Below are 18,113 nucleotides of genomic sequence, written 5' to 3'. Positions count from 1 at the left end.
GGCATTTAAAACGTAGCAAATTCATCGGGTCTTTTTGCAGAAGAGGATGCCGCAGGATGCCGCCAGATACGGAGGTATTCTGCATAAATGATGAAAAATCCGAGGGAATTCACGTAAATTCCCACATCGGCGGCGCTCTGTTTATAGAATCAGAGAGCCATGCCCCTGTACACCCTCATCCTCTTGCCGTTCATCGGCAGTGTCCTCGCGGCGCTGCTGCCGACCAACGCGCGCAACACCGAGTCAACGCTGGCCGGTGTCATCGCCCTGGCCTGCGCGGTCCAGGCGGCGCTCTATTTCCCGGAAATCGCCCACGGCGGCGTGATACGGCAAGAAATCGCGTGGCTTCCCTCCATCGGCATCAACTTCATGGTGCGCATGGACGGCTTTGCCTGGATGTTCAGCATGCTGGTCCTGGGCATCGGCAGCCTGGTCGTGCTGTATGCCCGCTACTACATGTCGCCCGAGGATCCGGTTCCGCGGTTCTTTTCCTTCCTGCTCGCGTTCATGGGCTCGATGTCGGGCGTGGTGCTGTCGGGCAACCTGATCCAGCTGGCCTTCTTCTGGGAACTGACCAGCCTGTTCTCTTTCCTGCTGATCGGCTACTGGCATCACCGCAAGGATGCGCGCCGCGGGGCCCGCATGGCGCTGACGGTCACGGGTGCGGGCGGGCTGGCCCTGCTGGCGGGGGTGATGGTGCTGGGTCACATCGTGGGCAGCTACGACCTCGACGTGGTGCTGGCCGCACGCGAAGCGGTTCAGAACGATCCGCTGTATCTCACCGCCCTGATCCTGATCCTGATCGGCGCACTGACCAAGAGCGCCCAGTTCCCCTTCCACTTCTGGCTGCCGCGTGCCATGGCGGCGCCGACGCCGGTATCGGCCTATCTGCACTCGGCGACCATGGTGAAGGCCGGCGTCTTCCTCATGGCGCGGCTGTGGCCGGTCCTGGCGGGTAGCCCCGAATGGTTCTGGATCGTCGGCACGGCGGGCATCGTCACGCTGCTGCTCGGCGGCTACTGCGCCATGTTCCAGGACGATCTCAAGGGATTGCTGGCCTACTCCACGATTTCCCACCTGGGACTGATCACCGTGCTGCTGGGGCTCAACAGTCCCCTGGCGGCCGTCGCGGCGGTCTTCCACATCATCAACCACGCGACCTTCAAGGCCTCGCTCTTCATGGCGGCGGGCATCATCGACCACGAGAGCGGCACCCGCGACATCAACCGGCTCTCGGGGCTCTACAAGGCGATGCCCATGACGGCCACGCTGGCCATGGTGGCCAGCGCGTCGATGGCCGGGGTGCCGCTGCTCAACGGCTTCCTGTCGAAGGAGATGTTCTTTGCCGAAGCCGCGCAGCTCTCGGCCAGCGGCTTCCTCAACTACGGCATGCCGATCGCGGCCACGGTGGCGGGCATCTTCAGCGTCGCCTACTCGCTGCGCTTCAGCTACGACGTGTTCTTCGGCCCGCTGGCCAAGGATCTGCCCCTGGAGCCCCACGAGCCGTCGCGCCTGATGCGGGTGCCCGTCGAGCTGCTGGTCATCATCTGCCTGGTGGTGGGCATCCTGCCGGCCTACTCCATCAGCGGCATCCTCGATGCGGCGGCCCTGCCCGTGGTGGGCGGCGAGCTGCCGGAGTTCAGTCTGGCGGTGTGGCACGGCTTCAACGGCCCGCTGATGATGAGCCTGGTGGCCATGGCCGCCGGCCTGGGCCTGTACCTGCTGCTGCGCGGCCAGATGCGCAAGGGCCGCTTCACCGAGCCGCCGTTCGTGCACTGGATCAACGGCCAGCGCGTGTTCGACGGCCTGCTCGCCTGGGTCAGCTACGCTTCCTGGCGCCTGCGCCACCTGCTCACCACGCGCCGTCTGCAAAGCCAGTCGCTGCTGCTGATCTGCGCCGTGCTGCTGGCCGGCGGCGCGCCGCTGTGGAACAGCGGCCTGCAACCCGGCCACCTGCCTCTGGCGCCGTTCTCGCCGGCTTTTGCCGTGCTCTGGTTCATCGGCGGACTGGCCGCGCTGGCCACGGCCTGGCAAGCCAAGTACCACCGGATGGCCGCCCTGACCTTCCTGGGCATGGCCGGCCTGTGCACCTGCCTGACCTTCGTCTGGTTCTCGGCCCCCGATCTGGCCCTCACGCAGCTGACCGTGGAAGTGGTCACCACCGTGCTGATCCTGCTGGGCCTGCGCTGGCTGCCCAAACGACTGGAAATCCCGCCCCAGAACGACATGTGGGGCGCCATCAAGGCCCGTGGCCGGCGCGGCCGCGATCTGGCCGTGGCCACCCTGTGCGGCGGCGGCATCGCTGCGCTGTCGTATGCCATGATGACGCGGCCGTTCGAGCAGAGCATCTCCGAATTCTTCCTCGAGCGCGCGCTGCCCGAAGGCGGCGGCACCAACGTGGTCAACGTCATGTTGGTCGACTTCCGCGGCTTCGACACGTTCGGCGAAATCGTGGTGCTGTGTACCGTGGCGCTGACCGTCTACGCGCTGCTGCGCCGCTTCCGCCCGGCCCGCGAGACCATCGACCTGCCGCTGCAGCAACGCGTTCTGCCGCACGATCTGCTGACCGACCTCGTCAATCCCCGCAACGCACGCGATACCGCCGTGGGCTACCTCATGGTGCCCGCCGTGCTGATCCGCCTGATGCTGCCCCTGGCCACGGTGGTCGCGGTCTACATGTTCATGCGCGGACACAACGAGCCCGGCGGCGGTTTCGTGGCCGGCCTGATCCTGTCGATCGCGCTGCTGCTGCAGTACATCGTCTCGGGTTCGCAGTGGGTGGAAGCCCATCTGCAGCTGTTCCCGCGCCGCTGGCTGGCCGTGGGCCTGCTGGCCTCGCTGGTCACCGGCACGGGCGCGCTGCTGTTCGGTTACCCCTTCCTGACCACGCATACCGCCCACCTGCACCTGCCGGTGCTCGGCGAGATCCACGTGGCCAGCGCACTGTTCTTCGATGTCGGCGTGTTCTCGGTGGTGGTCGGCTCCACCATCCTGCTGCTCATCGCACTGGCCCACCAAAGCATACGCAGCCACCGACTGCCCGGCAAGGACGAAGACGACGATGTCAGTACCGGTCCGGCCCAGATCGGCAAAGCTGCGGGAGGACTCTGACCATGGAAATCGTGATTGCCCTGGCCATCGGCGTGATGACCGGCTCAGGCGTGTGGCTGCTGCTGCGTCCGCGCACCTTCCAGATCGTGATGGGTCTGGCGCTGGTCTCGTACGCCGTCAACCTGTTCATCTTCAGCACCGGCCGGCTCAATGTCGACCGTGAACCCGTCATCCGACTCGGATCGCCACCCACTTTTGCCCACTACACCGATCCGCTGCCCCAGGCGCTGGTGCTCACCGCCATCGTGATCGGCTTTGCCATGACCGCCCTGTTCCTGGTGGTGCTGCTGGCCTCGCGCGGCCTGACCGGCACCGACCACGTCGACGGCACGGAAAGCAAGGGCCGCGAATGACAGAACTGGCCCAACGACTCATGCCCCACCTCATGGTGGCGCCCATTCTCCTGCCCATGCTGGCGGCGGCGATCATGCTGCTGTTCAAGGAAAGCCAGCGCAAGACAAAAGCCCTCGTCAACGTCGTCGCCATCGTGCTGGGCCTGGGTTCGGCCCTGCTGCTGATGGCCTGGGTCGACGCCTACGACGCACCGTCCGAAGCCGGCGTCTACCTTGCCGGCAACTGGCGCGCGCCGTTCGGCATCGTGCTGGTGGCCGACCGGCTGTCGGCCTTGATGCTGGTGCTGACGTATTCGGTCGCCTTGTGCAGCGCGGTGTTCTCGCTCAGCCGCTGGGACCGCGCAGGCGTGCATTTCCATCCGCTGTTCCAGTTGCAGCTGATGGGCCTGTCGGGCGCCTTCCTCACGGGCGATCTGTTCAATCTCTTCGTGTTCTTCGAGATCATGCTGGCCGCCTCGTACGGGCTGCTGCTGCACGGCTCCGGGCGCCCGCGGATCTCGGCCGGCCTGCACTACGTGGTCATCAACCTGATCGCCTCGTCCATCTTCCTGATCGGCGTGTCGATGCTCTACGGCGTGACCGGCACGCTCAACATGGCGGACATGGCGGTCAAGATCGCATTGGTGGCCGATGCCGACCGGCCGGTGCTGCATGCCGCGGCCGCCATCCTCGCCGTGGCCTTCCTGACCAAGGCGGCGATGTGGCCGCTCAACTTCTGGCTGGTGCCCGGCTACAGCCACGCGACGGCACCCGTCGGCGCGCTGTTCGCGATCATGACCAAGGTCGGCATCTACACCATGCTGCGCCTGTACACGCTGATGTTCTCGCCCGATGCGGGGGGCAGCGCAGGCTTCGGCGGCCTCTGGATGATCTACGGCGGCCTGGCCACGCTCGCCTTCGGCGCCGTCGGCATGATCGGTTCGCAGCGGCTGGGCAACATGGCCGGCTATTCGGTCATCGTGTCGTCCGGCACGCTGCTGGCAGCAGTCGGTTTCGGGCGCGAGGGCCTGACCGGCGGCGCGCTCTATTACCTGCTGAGCTCGACGCTGACGGCCAGTGCGTTTTTCCTCATCACCGACGTGATCGAACGCTGGCGCAACGACGGTTCGTCCATCGCCGGCTATGAACAGGAAGACGTCGCGCCGTATCTCAACGTCGACCTCGAACAGCAGGAAGGCGTGAACCTCGACGAGGAAGAAGAAGCGCTGATCGGACGTCCCATTCCGGCGGCGACGGCTTTCCTGGGCCTGGGCTTCATCTGCATCGTGCTGCTGGTATCGGGCATGCCGCCGCTGTCGGGTTTTGTCGGCAAGGTGGCCATGCTCTCGGCCCTGCTCAACCCGCACGGCCTGCAGCAAGGCGCCTCCATCCTGACCGGCACCATCACCTTGCCGATGGTGCTGCTGGCCCTGCTGATCCTGTCGGGCCTGTGTGCGCTCATTGCCATGTCGCGCGCCGGCATCCGGCACTTCTGGGCCGTCGAAGGGCGCGGCACCCCACGCGTCCGCCTCGCCGAAGGCCTGCCGATCGCCGCGCTGCTGATCGCCTGCATCGCACTCACCGTGAAGGGCGACCCGGTGCTGCGCTACACCTACGCCACGGCGCAGTCGCTGCACGATTCCAACCGGTACATCTCGGCGGTGCTCGACAAGGAACCCAAGCCCGGCAAGGTCGCGCCCACGTATGCGCCGGCCTCGTCGCCCACCCTGCCGGCGCCCGACGGCGCGGCCAACGCTCCCGGAGTGCTGCGATGATCAAACGCCTGCTGCCTTCGCCCATTTTGTCGCTGGTGATTGCCGTGCTGTGGCTGATGCTCAATCAGTCCCTGGGCGCAGGCGACCTGCTCATGGCGCTGCTGCTGGCCTGGGTGGTGCCGCTGTTCACCAACAGCCTGCGGCCCACGCCCGTGCGCATCCGCAAGCCCTGGCTGTTCGCCAAGCTGGTGCTGCTGGTCAACTACGACATCCTGGTCTCCAACCTCAAGGTCGCCCGGCTCATCCTGCGCCCGGGCGCCAACGACGTGCCCTCGCGTTTCGTGCGCATTCCCCTCGACGTGCGCGACCCCAACGCACTGGCCGTGCTGTCCATCGTGCTGTGCCTCACCCCGGGCACGGCCTGGGGCGAGATCGCGCTCGACCGTTCCGCCCTGCTGATGCACGTGCTCGAACTCAAGGAGGAAGAGGCCGACGATTTCGTCGCCATGATCAAACGCCGTTACGAACGCCCTCTGATGGAGATCTTCGAATGAACCACATGACGCCTTTCCTGGCCTGGTGTCTGACCATCGGCCAGTTCCTGCTGGTCAGCGCCATGGCGCTGGGTGCCCTGCGGCTGATGCGCGGCCCTTCCGCGCAGGATCGCATCCTGGCACTCGACAACGTCTACATCAGCGGCATGCTGCTGATCCAGGTGTTCGGCCTGACCTTCGGCACCAAGGCGTATTTCGAGGCCGCCTTGCTGATCGCCATCTTCGGTTTCGTGTCCTCGACGGCCATGGCCAAATTCCTGCTTCGCGGCGAGGTGATCGAATGATGGAACACGACATTCCCGACTGGGTCCAGGCCATCGTCGGCATCCTGGTGGTGGCCGGCAGTCTGCTGGCGTTCATCGGTGCGCTCGGACTGGTGCGGCTGCGTTCGTTCTTCCGCCGCGTGCATGCGCCCGCGTTGGGGGCGACCTACGGCAACTGGTGCATCGTCTTCGCCATGCTGCTGTACTTCTCGCTGGCCCAGGGCACCATCGCCACCTTCGCATTCCTCATGTCGGGTTTCATCGGCCTGACCAATCCCATCACCAGCATTTTCCTGATGCGCACGGCCCTGTTCCGCAAACGCCAGATGGGGGCCAAGGTGCCTCCCTCGTTGAGCCGCCGCTGATCCCACAGCCACCCCGCGCGCCCATCGCCAGCCATGTCAGCCAAAGCAAAAAACGCCGCCATCAAGTCCCGTCCGGACTTCCCTGTCGCCCAGGCCCGCCGCTACCTCGAGCCCGGTCCCATCGTGCTGGTGTCCTCGCACCACGAGGGCCGCGACAACATCATGACCATGGGCTGGCACATGGTCATGGAATTCACGCCGTCGCTGGTCGGCTGCGTGATCGCGCCCTCCTCCCACAGCCACCGGGCGATCCGCGAGAGCGGCGAGTGCGTGATCAACATTCCCACGGTGGCCCTGGTCGACAAGGTGGTCGGCATCGGCAACACCAGCGGTGCCGACATCGACAAGTTCGAACACTTCAAGCTCACCCCCGAGCCGTCTCGCGTGGTGCGTGCACCGCGCATTGCCGAAAGCCACGCCAGTCTGGAATGCCGGGTGCACGATGCCAGCCTCGCCGAGCGTTACGGCTTCTTCATTCTCGAAGTGGTGCGGGCCTGCGCGGCCAAGGCGCCGCAAAACCCCGAAACCCTGCACTACCAGGGCGATGGCCGCTTCATGGTGGCCGGCAAAGTGATCAGCCGAAAAGGCATGTTCCAGCCCCACATGCTGTGATGCCGCACTCGGCCCTGTCGTACCCCATCCGGCCCCTCGCCGGGCCCGGGCAACGGGGCGGCATGGCCGGACAGCGCGCCGTCTTTGCGATGCGTTGACATCATTTACCGATGGTTTACCGGGGTAGCGGCTCGTCCTACATCGAGTAGCCTGAACCGATTCTTATGCTTGAGCCACGGTCGGATTCCGGCCGCTCTGAAGGAGCAAGCATCATGAACACCCCCCGCAAACACCCCTCGTTTGCCGCTCGCGCCGGCAGTCTGCTGGTCGCCGGCGTGCTGGCTGCGGTCAGTCTCTCGGCCCAGGCTCAAGGCGGCCCGCAACGCCCCGACGACCACCGGGGAGGCGACAGGCCGGCCGCCTCGCGGCCCCATGCCGAACCGCATCGCGCCCAACCCTCGGCCGGACATCGTGGACCGTCTGCGCATGCCGGCCGTCCGGCCCATGCCGCCCACCGCGGTGGCGATTTTCGCCGTGGCCAGAACCTGCCCAGCCGCTACCGCGGCAAACAATACGTGGTGCAGGACTGGCACGGCCATCATCTGAAACGCCCGCCGCGAGGCCAGCATTGGCTCAACGTCAACGGTGACTACGTGCTGGTCGCCATGGCCACCGGCGTCATCACCTCGATCGTGCTGGGTCACTGAACATCGCCCAGGCCCGGTGCCATTCATTGCGGCCTGTCTCCCTCCCTCGGTTCAAGGAAAAAACCATGAAATACAGACACATCCTGGCTGCCGCAGTGGCGGCGCTGACCCTCTCGGCCTGCTTCTGGCCCCCGCCTCCCGGCTGGGGCGGCGGTGGAGGCCCCGGTGGCGGGCACGGCGGCGGCGGCGGAGGGCGTGGCGGCCCCGGCTACGACCAGGGCCATCCAGGCCGCGGCGGCGACAGCCAGCCGGGCTATGGCCAGGACGGTGGCTGGCGCCGCTGAGCCCCGGCCACGAGCCGAGTAGCCCTCGCACGGGGACGGCCTATCGGGCTCGTCCCCTTGCCGCAGGCAGGATAATGCGGCCGCATGGAATATCTCAAAGTCTTTCTGTTTTTGTTTGCGCCCTTCCTGACCTGGGTCGCCACAGCCAAGATCCTGGGCGGCCGCGGCGTCGGCGGGCCCCAGCGCCATGCCATCGGCATCGTGCTGGGCTTGGCGGTGCTGATCGGGGCCATCACCCTCATCGCCAGGACGACGGAGCGCACCCTGCCCCCACCCAACGCGGGCGCGGGCGTGCAAGTGCCCCTGTAAGGCACCCGCACCTCAAACCGCGATCCGCACGCCCCAGTGTTCGCGCTGTTTGCGCTGGGCGCTGCGGATCAGCCCAGTTTCACCAGCGGCAGCAGTTTCAGCGGCTCGCCCAGCAACTGCGGGCAGCGGCCTTTGAAATCCAGAAAATAATCCGTTTCGCAATGCGCATCGAAAGCCGCCTGGCTGATGAACGACTCCCGCATGAAAAATGTGCCTGGACGATCCTGCGCTTCGAACAGCACATAGTCCAGGCAACCGGCCTCCTGCCGGGTCGGCTCGAGCAAGGCCTGCAGAGCGGCTGCGAGCGCGTCGCGCTGGCCGGCCGCCGCCGTGAGCACGGCGATCTTGAACAGCGGGCCCGTGGCGCTGCGTTGAAGGCGTTGAGTGCGCATGGCGTCAGATCTCGGTGAGCACGGCCTCGAGAGGCAGACGTGACTTGGGCAGCTTGCGATTGAAATCGTCCTCGGCGCGGTAGCCCAGCGAGACGATGAGGGTGGCCGTCAGCCCTTTTTCGTGCAGGCCCAGCGTCTGGTTCAGCACCGCGGCGTCGAAACCCTCGATCGGCGTGGCGTCCACGCCCAGCGCACCGGCGCCCAGCAACAGCGTGCCTGCAGCCAGATAGACCTGCTTGTCCATCCAATGCTGCGCATCCTTGAGTTCATAGCGGTGCATGTTCACGAAGAACGAGCGTCCCTTGTGCTGGCCGGCGCGGCTCTCGTCGCTGGTCAGGCGGCCATCTTCCGTCTCCTGGGCCAGCACACGCTGCAGATGGGCTTCATCCATTTGTGTGCGCGTGCAGAAGACCACCACGTGCGAAGCGCGCAGCACCTTGTCGCGGTTGAATGCGTAGGCACCGTCGGTCGAACGCGCCACCTTGACTTTGCCTTCATCCGTGCCGGCCAGGAAAAAATGCCAGGGCTGCGCATTGGTGGACGACGGTGCGTAGCGCAGCAGGGCCTTGATCTGCTCGATGACGGCGGGCTCGATGCTGCGCTGTGCATCGTAGGCCTTGGTGGCATAGCGGGAATGAAGAATCGGAACGAGGTCCATGACAGGCAGTCGCTGAGTTGAAGAGATGCCTGTGATGGTAGAGAGACGCCGCCGCGCGAAAAAGCCGCGCCGACAAGAAACACTTTCAGCGGATTTCATCAAATCACCGCGTGCACCCGCACGGCATGCCTCACCCGCAAGGCCGAACCGACCCCCTCGGCATGCAGCCGGCCCCAGGGCCGAATCACATGTTGGCGATCATCACCTGCCCGAATCCCGAGCAGCTCACCTGCGTCGCGCCGTCCATCAGCCGGGCGAAGTCATAGGTCACCTTCTTGCTCTGGATGGCTGCACGCAGCGAAGCGATGATGAGGTCGGCCGCCTCGGTCCAGCCCATGTGGCGCAGCATCATCTCGGCAGAAAGGATCTCCGAGCCCGGGTTGACATAGTCCTTGCCCGCGTATTTGGGTGCCGTGCCGTGCGTGGCCTCGAACATGGCCACGGTATCCGACAGGTTGGCGCCGGGCGCGATGCCCACGCCGCCCACCTGCGCCGCCACGGCATCGGAAATGTAGTCGCCGTTGAGGTTGAGCGTGGCGATCACGCTGTATTCGCCGGGACGCTGCAGCACGCGCTGCAGGAAGGCATCGGCCACCACGTCCTTGATCAGGATGTCGCGTCCGGTCCGGGGATGGCGCAGGCGCATCCACGGACCGCCGTCGATGCGCTCGGCACCGAATTCGCGCGCCGCGAGACCGTAGCCCCAGTCGCGAAAACCGCCTTCGGTGAACTTCATGATGTTGCCCTTGTGCACCAGCGTCACATTGGGCTTGTCGTGGTCGATCGCGTACTGGATGGCCTTGCGCACCAGCCGCTCGGTGCCTTCGCGGGAAACCGGCTTGATGCCGATGGCCGAACTGTCTGGGAACCGGATGTTCTTGACACCGAACGACTGCACCAGCAGTTCGATGAGCTTGCGGGCAGGCTCGGAGCCGGCGGCGAACTCGATGCCGGCGTACAGGTCTTCGGAGTTCTCGCGGAAGATGACCATGTCGGTCTTGTGCGGCTCTTTCAAGGGCGAGGGCACGCCGTCGAAATACTGCACCGGACGCACGCAGGCATACAGGTCGAGCGCCTGGCGCAGGGCGACGTTGAGCGAGCGCATGCCGCTGTCGGGCGGCGTGGTGATCGGCCCCTTGATGGAGACCACGTGCTCGCGCACCGCGTCCAGCGTTTCGGCGGGCAGCCACTGGTCGGCGCCGTAGACCTGCGTGGCCTTCTCGCCGGCATAGACTTCCATCCAGTGGATCTTGCGCTCGCCGCCATAGGCACGGGCCACGGCCGCGTCGACCACCTTGAGCATCACCGGCGTGATGTCGCGACCGATGCCGTCGCCTTCGATGTAGGCCACGATGGGCTGATCGGGCACGTTGAGCGTATGGTCCGCGTTGACGGTGATCTTCTGGCCTTCGGCCGGAACCTGGATGTGTTGGTAGGACATGGATGTGGGCATCTGCGGTGGGGGCCGGCGCGCACGGCCGATCCGATCGGGAGCTCGGGAACGCTGGCGATGCGGCGCGCCGGCCAAGACCAGGGACCTGCACGCGGCTCTCGAGGCTGTGGCAACGCGCAGCGAGCGCAGGCCATTCTAGCCGCTAACAAACCGCAGTTCCGGGCCCTGCCGCCGCCGACTGCCGGGTGCATTCCCTGACGCCGGGCGGCGAACGCCGACGGCCGATGCGCGTTGTTTTCCGAGGCACGCGCCCGGATGCTGACACCGGCGCCGGGCAAGCCGGCCCGCGCCGATTTATGCTTGCGGCCATTGCCTCTGCGTGAAGCCCGTTTATGAACGCCTCATTCCTGCCCATGACTCTCTTCGTCGAATCCGCCGCCCGCCTGCGCCTGGCAGCCACTGCCCTGCTGGCGGTCGCCGCCCTGGGCCTGGCCTCGGGCGCGCACGCCCAAGCCAGCCCCACAGGCCAACCCCAGACGCAGTTGCCCCGGATCGAGCTGACGAGCGGCATGTACCGCATCCAGGCCCAGGTCGCCTACACCCCGGAGCAACGCGAGATCGGCCTGATGCACCGCAAGGAGATGCCCCAGCAGGAAGGCATGCTGTTTGTGTTCGAGCGCCCGGGCGTCCAGTGTTTCTGGATGAAGAACACCTTGCTGCCGCTGACGGCCGCCTTCGTGGCCGACGACGGCCGCATCGTCAATCTCGCCGACATGCAGCCGCAGACGCTGGATTCCCACTGCTCGGCCGAGCCGGTGCGGTATGTGCTCGAGATGAACCAAGGCTGGTTTGCCAAAAAGAACATCCAGGCCGGCACGGTGCTGGGCGGCGACGTGTTCCGCCGCTGAGCCGCGCAGCGGGCAACGCCGTCCCCCGGCTCAGCGTTGCGGCCGAACGGCGCGGACTTCGAGGTCGGCCTGCCCGTCGGCCAGCGTGGCCCGCACGGTTTCGCCCGCCACCAGGGCCGACGCCTGGGTGATCGCCCGGCCCCGTTCGTCCTCCAGCCATGCATAACCGCGCCGCAGCACCAGCGCCGGGTCAAGGGCCTGCAGCCGCAGGGCCATGCGCTCGACCCGCTCATGCTGGCGTTGCCCATGCCGCTCGACGGCGCGGCCGAGCCTTTCCTCGAGCCCCCGCAGCCTGTCGGCCTGGCGCTGGCCCTGCCCTTGGCGGACATGGCGCATGCGCTGTTCGAGTGTCGCCAGCACGGCCTGCTGGCGCCCCACCAGACCGGACGGCCGTCCGAGGCGCGCGGCGCCACGATCCAGCCGCTGCGCCTGCACGTCCAGATGGCGCCCGGCGGCATCCTGGAGCGCCTCGGCCAGACCGTCGAGTTCGTCGAGCCCATGGCTGCGCGGCTGCGCGCACAGTTCGGCGGCCGCAGTGGGTGTCGGTGCGCGCAGGTCGGCAACGAAGTCGGCGATGGTGAAATCCGTTTCATGACCCACCCCGCTCACGACCGGAACCGGGCTGGCGGCGATGACACGGGCCAGCGCTTCGTCGTTGAACGCCCACAGGTCTTCCATCGAACCGCCCCCGCGGACCAGCAGCAGCACGTCGAGTGCAACGCCCCCCGGCTGGCCCCGCGCATGGCGCAGGCTCAATTCGCCCAGCGCGCGCAGCGCACGCGCCAGTTCCTGGGGCGCAGCGGTCCCCTGCACGCTGGCGGGCGCCAGCACCACAGGGATATGCGGGCTGCGGCGCGTCAGCGCGGTGACCACGTCGTGCCAGGCCGCGGCCCCCAGAGACGTCACGACCCCGATGCCACGCGGCAGCGCGGGCAATGCCCGTTTGCGTGCGGCATCGAACAGGCCTTCCTCCTCGAGCCTGGCCTTGAGGCGCACGAATTGCTCGAACAGGTTGCCCTGGCCGGCACGGCGCAGGGATTCGACCACCATCTGCAATTCGCCCCTGGGCTCGTAGACGGCCAGACGGCCCCGGATCTCGACCAGATCGCCCTCGCGCGGGAGGAAGTCGAGCAGTGCGGCCGCCCGCCGGAACATGGCGCAGCGCAGTTGCCCGCCTTCGTCCTTGAGCGTGAAGTAGCAGTGGCCACTGGCCGCGCGCGTGAAGCCCGAGATCTCGCCCCTCACCGCCACCGGATTGAAGCGGGCCGACAAGGCATCGGCGATCGCACGGCACAGCGCACCCACGCCCCAGACCCGCGGTGCGGCAGCAGCGAAACCAGGATTTTCACCGTTGGTCAAGCCATTCACACGATGTCCTTTTCCGAACAGGTACTCTTCCACAGCCCGGCCCCGGCGGCCCGATCGGAGGTGTGGCCTGCGGCATGCTCAGAATCGCACGGCTTTACGTAGAAGATCATTGTTTTTATTCAAGAAAATACTGTTCAATTTGTCATCAATCCGTTACAGGCCATGATTTATGCGGCCCAAATTGATTTATCCCTGTGGTTGTTCACACAGTTATCCACAGAAATTGTGGGTGACATTCGGCGATCGACGTACGAAATATGAATGACATGGCCCGGCCGGCGAGCCGTGACCATCATACAAGTTGACCGATACTCGTCCCCTGGACTCTCCGCCCTTTCCCGCCTCCGGCCCTTCCGGCAAACCCATGACGACGCCCACGCCCCGACCCAGACGCCATCGTGCACCGGCCACCCCAGACCACTGGCTGGCCCGTGGTGCCCGTGCTCGCCTGTTGTGGCCGTTCTCGGTGCTCTATGGGGCGCTGGCCGCGCTCGATCGCCTGCGCCACCGCGTCTCGCGTGTGCCGCAGCGCCTGCCCGTGCCGGTGGTGGTGGTGGGCAACGTGGTCGCGGGCGGGGCCGGCAAGACACCCACGACGCTGGCGCTGGTCCGGCACCTGCGGTCCAGGGGATGGCGGCCGGGCGTGATCTCGCGCGGTTATGGCCGTGAAACGCCGCCCGGCGAACCCGATGTCCGCGCCGTGCCGCCCGATGCCAGTGCCCGCTGGGTCGGCGACGAACCCTTGCTGATCGCACGCCAGTCCGGCGTGCCGGTGTTTGTGGGCCGCCGCCGCGCCGAGGCCGGGCAGGCTCTGCTGGCCGCCTATCCGCACACCGACATCCTGGTGTGCGACGACGGCCTCCAGCACCACGCCCTGGGGCGCGACCTGGAGATCTGCGTGTTCGACGAACGCGGCATCGGCAACGGCTGGCTGCTGCCGGCCGGCCCGCTGCGCGAACCCTGGCCGCCTCGCCGGGAGCCGGTCTGCCCCCGGCTGGTGCTGCACACCGGCCAGCGCGTGGCCCCTTCGCTGGCGGGTACCGGCTGGCATGCCCCGCGCCGGCTGGCCGACTACGCCCTGCGGGCCGACGGCGGACGGGTCGCGCTGCAAGCCCTGGCCGGCCGGCCCCTGGCCGCTGTCGCAGGCATCGCGCGCCCCCAGGCTTTTTTCGACATGCTGGCCCAGGCCGGCCTGCAGATCGGCACGCAGGTTCCGCTGCCCGATCACGACGATTTCTCGGGTGGCCTGCCGCCGTCGTGCGACGGCCTGACGGTGCTGTGCACGGAAAAGGATGCCGTCAAGCTGTGGCCCGTGGTGCCCGGCGCGCTGGCGGTGCCCATGGTGCTGGATATTCCGTCCGCATTCTGGGACGCCCTGGACAAGGCCCTGCCGCCCATCCGCTAACATCGGCACTCCGGCCGTGCCAACGTGCCCGCCCGCCCCCATCTGCCTCTGAAAACGTATTGCCGCCATGGACTCCAAACTGCTCGATCTGCTCGTCTGCCCAGCCACCAAAGGTCCGCTGGTCTACAACCGCGAGCGCCAGGAACTGCAATCGCGCTCGGCCCGCCTGGCTTACCCGCTGCGTGACGGCATCCCGTTGCTGCTCGAGAGCGAGGCCCGTGCCCTCAGCGACGAGGAAGTCGCCGAACTGCCCGCCCCCACCCAACTGGCCTGATCGGTCCGGCCCGCGCAGACAGCCATGAGCTACACCGTCATCATCCCCGCACGCCTGAGTTCCACCCGCCTGCCGGACAAGCCCCTGGCTCTGCTCGGCGGCATCCCCATGGTGGTGCGGGTGGCCGAGCGAGCCGCGCAATCCGGTGCCTCGCGCATCGTGGTCGCGACCGACAGCGAGGCGGTGCTCGCCGCCTGTGCCGCGCACGGCGTCGAGGCGGTGGCCACGCGTGCCGACCACCCCTCCGGCACCGACCGGCTGGCCGAAGCCAGCGTGGCACTGGGCCTGGGGGCCGACGACATCGTCGTCAACGTGCAGGGCGACGAGCCGCTGATCGCGCCGTCGCTGATCGATGCCGTGGCCCAGGCGCTGGCGGGTTCGCCCGCCCCGATGAGCACCGCCGCGCATCCGCTGGCCAGCGTCGAGGAATTCGGCAATCCCAACGTCGTCAAGGTCGTGCTCGATGCCGGCAGCCATGCGCTGTATTTCAGCCGCGCCGGCATCCCCTTTGCGCGCGACTTTCCGATCGAGACCTGGTTCGAGGGCAACGGTCCGCGCCGCCCTGACCATCCGCTGCGCCACATCGGCATCTACGGCTATCGCACCCGCTTCCTGCAGCAATTTCCGCTGCTTGCGCGTTCCCCGCTCGAGGTCACCGAATCGTTGGAGCAGCTTCGCGTGCTGTGGCATGGCCATCGCATTGCGGTACATGTCACCCAGGATGCCCCTGGCACCGGCGTCGACACCCCGCAGGATCTGGCCCGTGTCCGCGCCATTTTCGACAACCGGGGCTGAGATACCGGCCCCGCACGGAGAGCCGCAGCGGGTCTTCGGCAAGGTCCTGCGGCAACTTCTGGCAAAATGCTTCCGTTTTTTCAGTAAGAACTGAAATCCGTTCGATATGCCCCGCCGGAATCCTCGCTCTGCCTGCATGACAGCCAAAAGCTCGCGTCAGGTTCATGCGGGATTCACATGCTATTCTTGATGTCCGTCCTGTCCGACCATGCCTCTGGGTTTCCACTTACAGAACAATGCTGAACCTGGCAGCCGGACTGTCGAACGCCCCCATTCAAAACCATCCGAGGAACAACAATGAAGCTCATCCTGCTGGGCGCACCCGGTGCCGGAAAAGGCACACAAGCGGCCTTCATCTGCAAACAGTACGGCATCCCGCAGATCTCGACGGGCGACATGTTGCGCGCGGCGGTCAAGGCCGGCACGCCCCTGGGCAAACAAGCCGAGGCCGTGATGAAGTCCGGCGGGCTGGTCAGCGACGACCTGATCATCAATCTGGTCAAGGAACGCATCGCGCAGTCCGACTGCGCCAACGGTTTTCTCTTCGACGGTTTCCCGCGCACCATTCCCCAGGCCGACGCCATGAAAGAGGCGGGCGTGGACCTCGACTACGTGCTTGAAATCGACGTGCCCTTCGAAGCCATCATCGAACGCATGAGCGGCCGCCGCAGCCATCCCGCCAGCGGCCGGACCTACCACACGGTCTTCAATCCGCCCAAGACACCCGATGTCGACGACGTGACCGGCGAAGCCCTGGTCCAGCGCGACGACGACAAGGAAGAAACCGTGCGCAAGCGCCTGGACGTCTACAGCGCCCAGACCCGCCCGCTGGTCGACTACTACTCCAGCTGGGCTGAAAAAGACCCGGCCAAGGCGCCCAAGTACCGTGCCATCAGCGGCATGGGCAGCGTGGAACAGATCACCGAGCGCGCGCTCAAGGCCCTGGCCGACTGATCTTGCGATCGGGCGAGCGACGGCCCGCCTTCGGCAGCGTCACCGTGCGTTGCCCACGGCCGGGGCCTCGGACCACCAGCCCCTTGCCTCCTGCCGAAGAAGCCCCGTACCCACGGGGCTTTTTTGCGTCTGCAGGCGTGCCGATTGGCCAATCGGGGCACGCCTGCGCAACACCCAAAGCACGAAACACTTGCCAAAGCCGGAAAACTGAACAAAAATACAGTTACTGGATATGCAAACAGCTTACGGTCCGGATTCGAACGAATCTCCCCGCCGTCCACGCTGTTGCACCTCAAGAGCACGAAGAGCAAGGACGGAACGTGATGGCCATGAACCCAAGCAAACCCAGCAAGCTGACTGCACGCCAGCAGGAAATCCTCGACCTCATCCGCGAGGCCGTGACACGCACCGGCGCCCCGCCCACGCGGGCCGAGATTGCCCGCCAGTTGGGCTTCAAGTCGGCCAATGCGGCGGAAGAGCACCTTCAAGCACTGGCACGCAAGGGGGCCATCGAACTGGTCAGCGGCACGTCCCGCGGCATTCGCCTGCGCAGCGAGACCCTGCGCCACATCCATGAAACCCGGCAGCAGCTCGCCTTCCCGGTTTCCGGTCTGTCGCAGCTCGCACTGCCGCTGGTAGGCCGGGTCGCGGCCGGCTCGCCCATCCTGGCCCAAGAGCATGTCGACCAGACCTACCAGGTCGAAAGCAGCCTGTTCCAGCACCGTCCCGACTACCTGCTGCGCGTGCGCGGCATGTCCATGCGCGATGCCGGCATCATGGACGGCGACCTGCTGGCCGTGCAATCCAGCCGCGAGGCACGCAACGGCCAGATCGTCGTGGCCCGGCTGGGCGAGGAAGTCACCGTCAAGCGCCTGCAGCGCCGCAACGGCGTGATCGAGCTGCACGCCGAGAACCCCGACTACAAGACCATCGTGGTCGATCCGGGCGAAGCCTTCGAAATCGAAGGCCTGGCCGTGGGCCTGATCCGCAACACCATGCTGATGTAAGGCATCGCAAGGTCGCGCCCCCCCCGGGGGGTGGGCAGACCTTGCCTCTACTTGTCCCGTTCGCTTCCGCTCCGCTGGCGCAACCTGTGCGCGCCGGCGGGTGGGTGGCTGCGCGCCCGCGCACCCTGTTCCTTCGTTTCTTCCTGGAGTTCGCCATGGATCTCAGCAACGTCGCCCCCATCAGCGGTCTGGCCCGCAGCCCGTTCCGTGCCCTGCATGCGCTGGTCGAGTTTTTTGCACCCTGGCAGAAGGAAGACCGGCAACACGCCGCAACGCGGCTGGCACAGCCCGCCAGCCCGCCTCGTTCCCAGGAGAGTCCGCATGCCCTGCGGGTCGCCCATGCCTTGCGCGCCGACACGCAGGCGGCACGCCGCGCGGCTCAATTGGTCGTGCTGCCACGCAGCCGGGACAGCGCCGGTGCCGCCGCCACGCAGGTGGCATGCCGCGACACGCCGCGGCTGGCAGCCAACCAGGCCCACCTGGCACAACCGCCGCGGCGCCCGCTGCGCGTGACACGTGCCGTCGAACCGCGCATGCCGGCCAATGCATCCGGCCGCATGGTCATTTCCGGCCGCATGGCCGATGTCTGTGCGGAGCTCGAACGTCTGTCCGATGCAGCCCAGGCCCACGCCTGAAGGCACCGACAGCGGCCCTTCCGTACCCGACGACCGTTTTCATTCCGTCCAGGCCCACGTACCGCCCGCATTTCAGGCGGACAGGGGATGAAACAATCCGCAGCAAACCGGAACTTTTTCGTATGTCGGACA

The 18,113-nt window shown here is 66.6% G+C and carries 21 protein-coding genes; 17 read left to right on the top strand and 4 right to left on the bottom strand.

Annotation, left to right across the window (positions count from 1 at the left end):
* Positions 1–159: 159 nt before the first annotated feature.
* The 10 genes from EC845_RS11555 (at position 160) to EC845_RS11510 (ending at position 8,192) form a co-directional block, all read left to right on the top strand.
* Positions 160–3,111, top strand: a complete 2,952-nt coding sequence (locus EC845_RS11555) for a monovalent cation/H+ antiporter subunit A (protein WP_123298255.1) — start codon at positions 160–162, stop codon at positions 3,109–3,111.
* Positions 3,112–3,113: 2 nt separating this feature from the next.
* On the top strand, positions 3,114–3,464 hold the full coding sequence (locus EC845_RS11550; protein ID WP_123298254.1) for a Na+/H+ antiporter subunit C: 351 nt from the start codon (positions 3,114–3,116) through the stop codon (positions 3,462–3,464).
* Positions 3,461–5,218: a monovalent cation/H+ antiporter subunit D gene (locus EC845_RS11545; protein WP_123298253.1), complete on the top strand. Its 1,758-nt coding sequence runs from the start codon at positions 3,461–3,463 to the stop codon at positions 5,216–5,218. Before EC845_RS11550 ends, EC845_RS11545 begins: the two co-directional genes overlap by 4 nt.
* Positions 5,215–5,712, top strand: coding sequence for a Na+/H+ antiporter subunit E (locus EC845_RS11540; RefSeq protein WP_123298252.1), 498 nt, complete (start codon positions 5,215–5,217; stop codon positions 5,710–5,712). Before EC845_RS11545 ends, EC845_RS11540 begins: the two co-directional genes overlap by 4 nt.
* Before the next feature lie 5 nt (positions 5,713–5,717).
* Entirely contained in the window at positions 5,718–5,996 is a 279-nt protein-coding gene (locus EC845_RS11535) for a K+/H+ antiporter subunit F (RefSeq protein WP_123298457.1), read from the top strand.
* A complete protein-coding gene (locus tag EC845_RS11530; RefSeq protein WP_370451301.1) occupies positions 5,993–6,340 on the top strand; it encodes a monovalent cation/H(+) antiporter subunit G in 348 nt (115 codons plus the stop codon). Before EC845_RS11535 ends, EC845_RS11530 begins: the two co-directional genes overlap by 4 nt.
* A 33-nt stretch (positions 6,341–6,373) precedes the next feature.
* Positions 6,374–6,952 carry a flavin reductase family protein gene (locus EC845_RS11525; protein ID WP_123298250.1) on the top strand — a complete coding sequence of 193 codons (579 nt, stop codon included), beginning with the start codon at positions 6,374–6,376 and terminating at the stop codon, positions 6,950–6,952.
* A 212-nt stretch (positions 6,953–7,164) separates the two neighbouring features.
* On the top strand, positions 7,165–7,599 hold the full coding sequence (locus EC845_RS11520; RefSeq protein WP_158615682.1) for an RcnB family protein: 435 nt from the start codon (positions 7,165–7,167) through the stop codon (positions 7,597–7,599).
* Between the two features lie 65 nt (positions 7,600–7,664).
* A complete protein-coding gene (locus EC845_RS11515) occupies positions 7,665–7,883 on the top strand; it encodes a hypothetical protein (RefSeq protein WP_123298248.1) in 219 nt (72 codons plus the stop codon).
* Between the two features lie 84 nt (positions 7,884–7,967).
* The gene (locus tag EC845_RS11510; RefSeq protein ID WP_123298247.1) at positions 7,968–8,192 is read left to right on the top strand and encodes a hypothetical protein; all 225 of its coding nucleotides are present in this window, start codon (positions 7,968–7,970) and stop codon (positions 8,190–8,192) included.
* Between the two features lie 68 nt (positions 8,193–8,260).
* Here the strand turns inward: EC845_RS11510 and EC845_RS11505 are convergent, their stop codons facing one another.
* The 3 genes from EC845_RS11505 to icd form a co-directional block, all read right to left on the bottom strand.
* Entirely contained in the window at positions 8,261–8,584 is a 324-nt protein-coding gene (locus tag EC845_RS11505) for a putative quinol monooxygenase (protein WP_123298246.1), read from the bottom strand.
* Between the two features lie 4 nt (positions 8,585–8,588).
* Complete coding sequence (gene nfsB, locus EC845_RS11500; RefSeq protein ID WP_123298245.1) at positions 8,589–9,242, bottom strand: oxygen-insensitive NAD(P)H nitroreductase; 654 nt, start codon at positions 9,240–9,242, stop codon at positions 8,589–8,591.
* A 184-nt stretch (positions 9,243–9,426) separates the two neighbouring features.
* The gene (gene icd / locus EC845_RS11495; protein ID WP_123298244.1) at positions 9,427–10,683 is read right to left on the bottom strand and encodes an NADP-dependent isocitrate dehydrogenase; all 1,257 of its coding nucleotides are present in this window, start codon (positions 10,681–10,683) and stop codon (positions 9,427–9,429) included.
* 365 nt (positions 10,684–11,048) lie between these two features.
* Between icd and EC845_RS11490 the strand changes: the two genes are divergently transcribed.
* Positions 11,049–11,543, top strand: coding sequence for a DUF192 domain-containing protein (locus EC845_RS11490; protein WP_123298243.1), 495 nt, complete (start codon positions 11,049–11,051; stop codon positions 11,541–11,543).
* Positions 11,544–11,573: 30 nt separating this feature from the next.
* On the opposite strand, the gene xseA is transcribed toward EC845_RS11490, so the two are convergent.
* Positions 11,574–12,911, bottom strand: coding sequence for an exodeoxyribonuclease VII large subunit (xseA, locus tag EC845_RS11485; protein WP_233598035.1), 1,338 nt, complete (start codon positions 12,909–12,911; stop codon positions 11,574–11,576).
* 364 nt (positions 12,912–13,275) lie between these two features.
* Here xseA and lpxK point away from each other — a divergent pair, with 364 nt between their 5' ends.
* From lpxK to EC845_RS22640, 6 genes are all read left to right on the top strand, one after another.
* Positions 13,276–14,316, top strand: coding sequence for a tetraacyldisaccharide 4'-kinase (lpxK, locus tag EC845_RS11480; protein WP_123298242.1), 1,041 nt, complete (start codon positions 13,276–13,278; stop codon positions 14,314–14,316).
* 67 nt (positions 14,317–14,383) lie between these two features.
* The gene (locus tag EC845_RS11475; RefSeq protein ID WP_123298241.1) at positions 14,384–14,590 is read left to right on the top strand and encodes a Trm112 family protein; all 207 of its coding nucleotides are present in this window, start codon (positions 14,384–14,386) and stop codon (positions 14,588–14,590) included.
* Between the two features lie 24 nt (positions 14,591–14,614).
* Entirely contained in the window at positions 14,615–15,385 is a 771-nt protein-coding gene (gene kdsB / locus EC845_RS11470) for a 3-deoxy-manno-octulosonate cytidylyltransferase (RefSeq protein ID WP_123298240.1), read from the top strand.
* A 297-nt stretch (positions 15,386–15,682) separates the two neighbouring features.
* Positions 15,683–16,339 (top strand): adenylate kinase, encoded by a 657-nt coding sequence (adk, locus tag EC845_RS11465; protein ID WP_123298239.1) that lies wholly within the window; start codon positions 15,683–15,685, stop codon positions 16,337–16,339.
* 329 nt (positions 16,340–16,668) lie between these two features.
* Positions 16,669–17,346, top strand: coding sequence for a transcriptional repressor LexA (gene lexA, locus EC845_RS11460; RefSeq protein WP_123298455.1), 678 nt, complete (start codon positions 16,669–16,671; stop codon positions 17,344–17,346).
* 155 nt (positions 17,347–17,501) lie between these two features.
* Positions 17,502–17,981, top strand: a complete 480-nt coding sequence (locus tag EC845_RS22640) for a hypothetical protein (protein WP_233598034.1) — start codon at positions 17,502–17,504, stop codon at positions 17,979–17,981.
* Positions 17,982–18,113: the final 132 nt, after the last annotated feature.

Source organism: Comamonas sp. BIGb0124 (assembly GCF_003752175.1).
Taxonomy (GTDB): Bacteria; Pseudomonadota; Gammaproteobacteria; order Burkholderiales; family Burkholderiaceae_C; genus Comamonas_F.
Note: the sequence above shows the minus strand (reverse complement) of the source record. Positions and strands in the feature narration are given on the sequence as shown.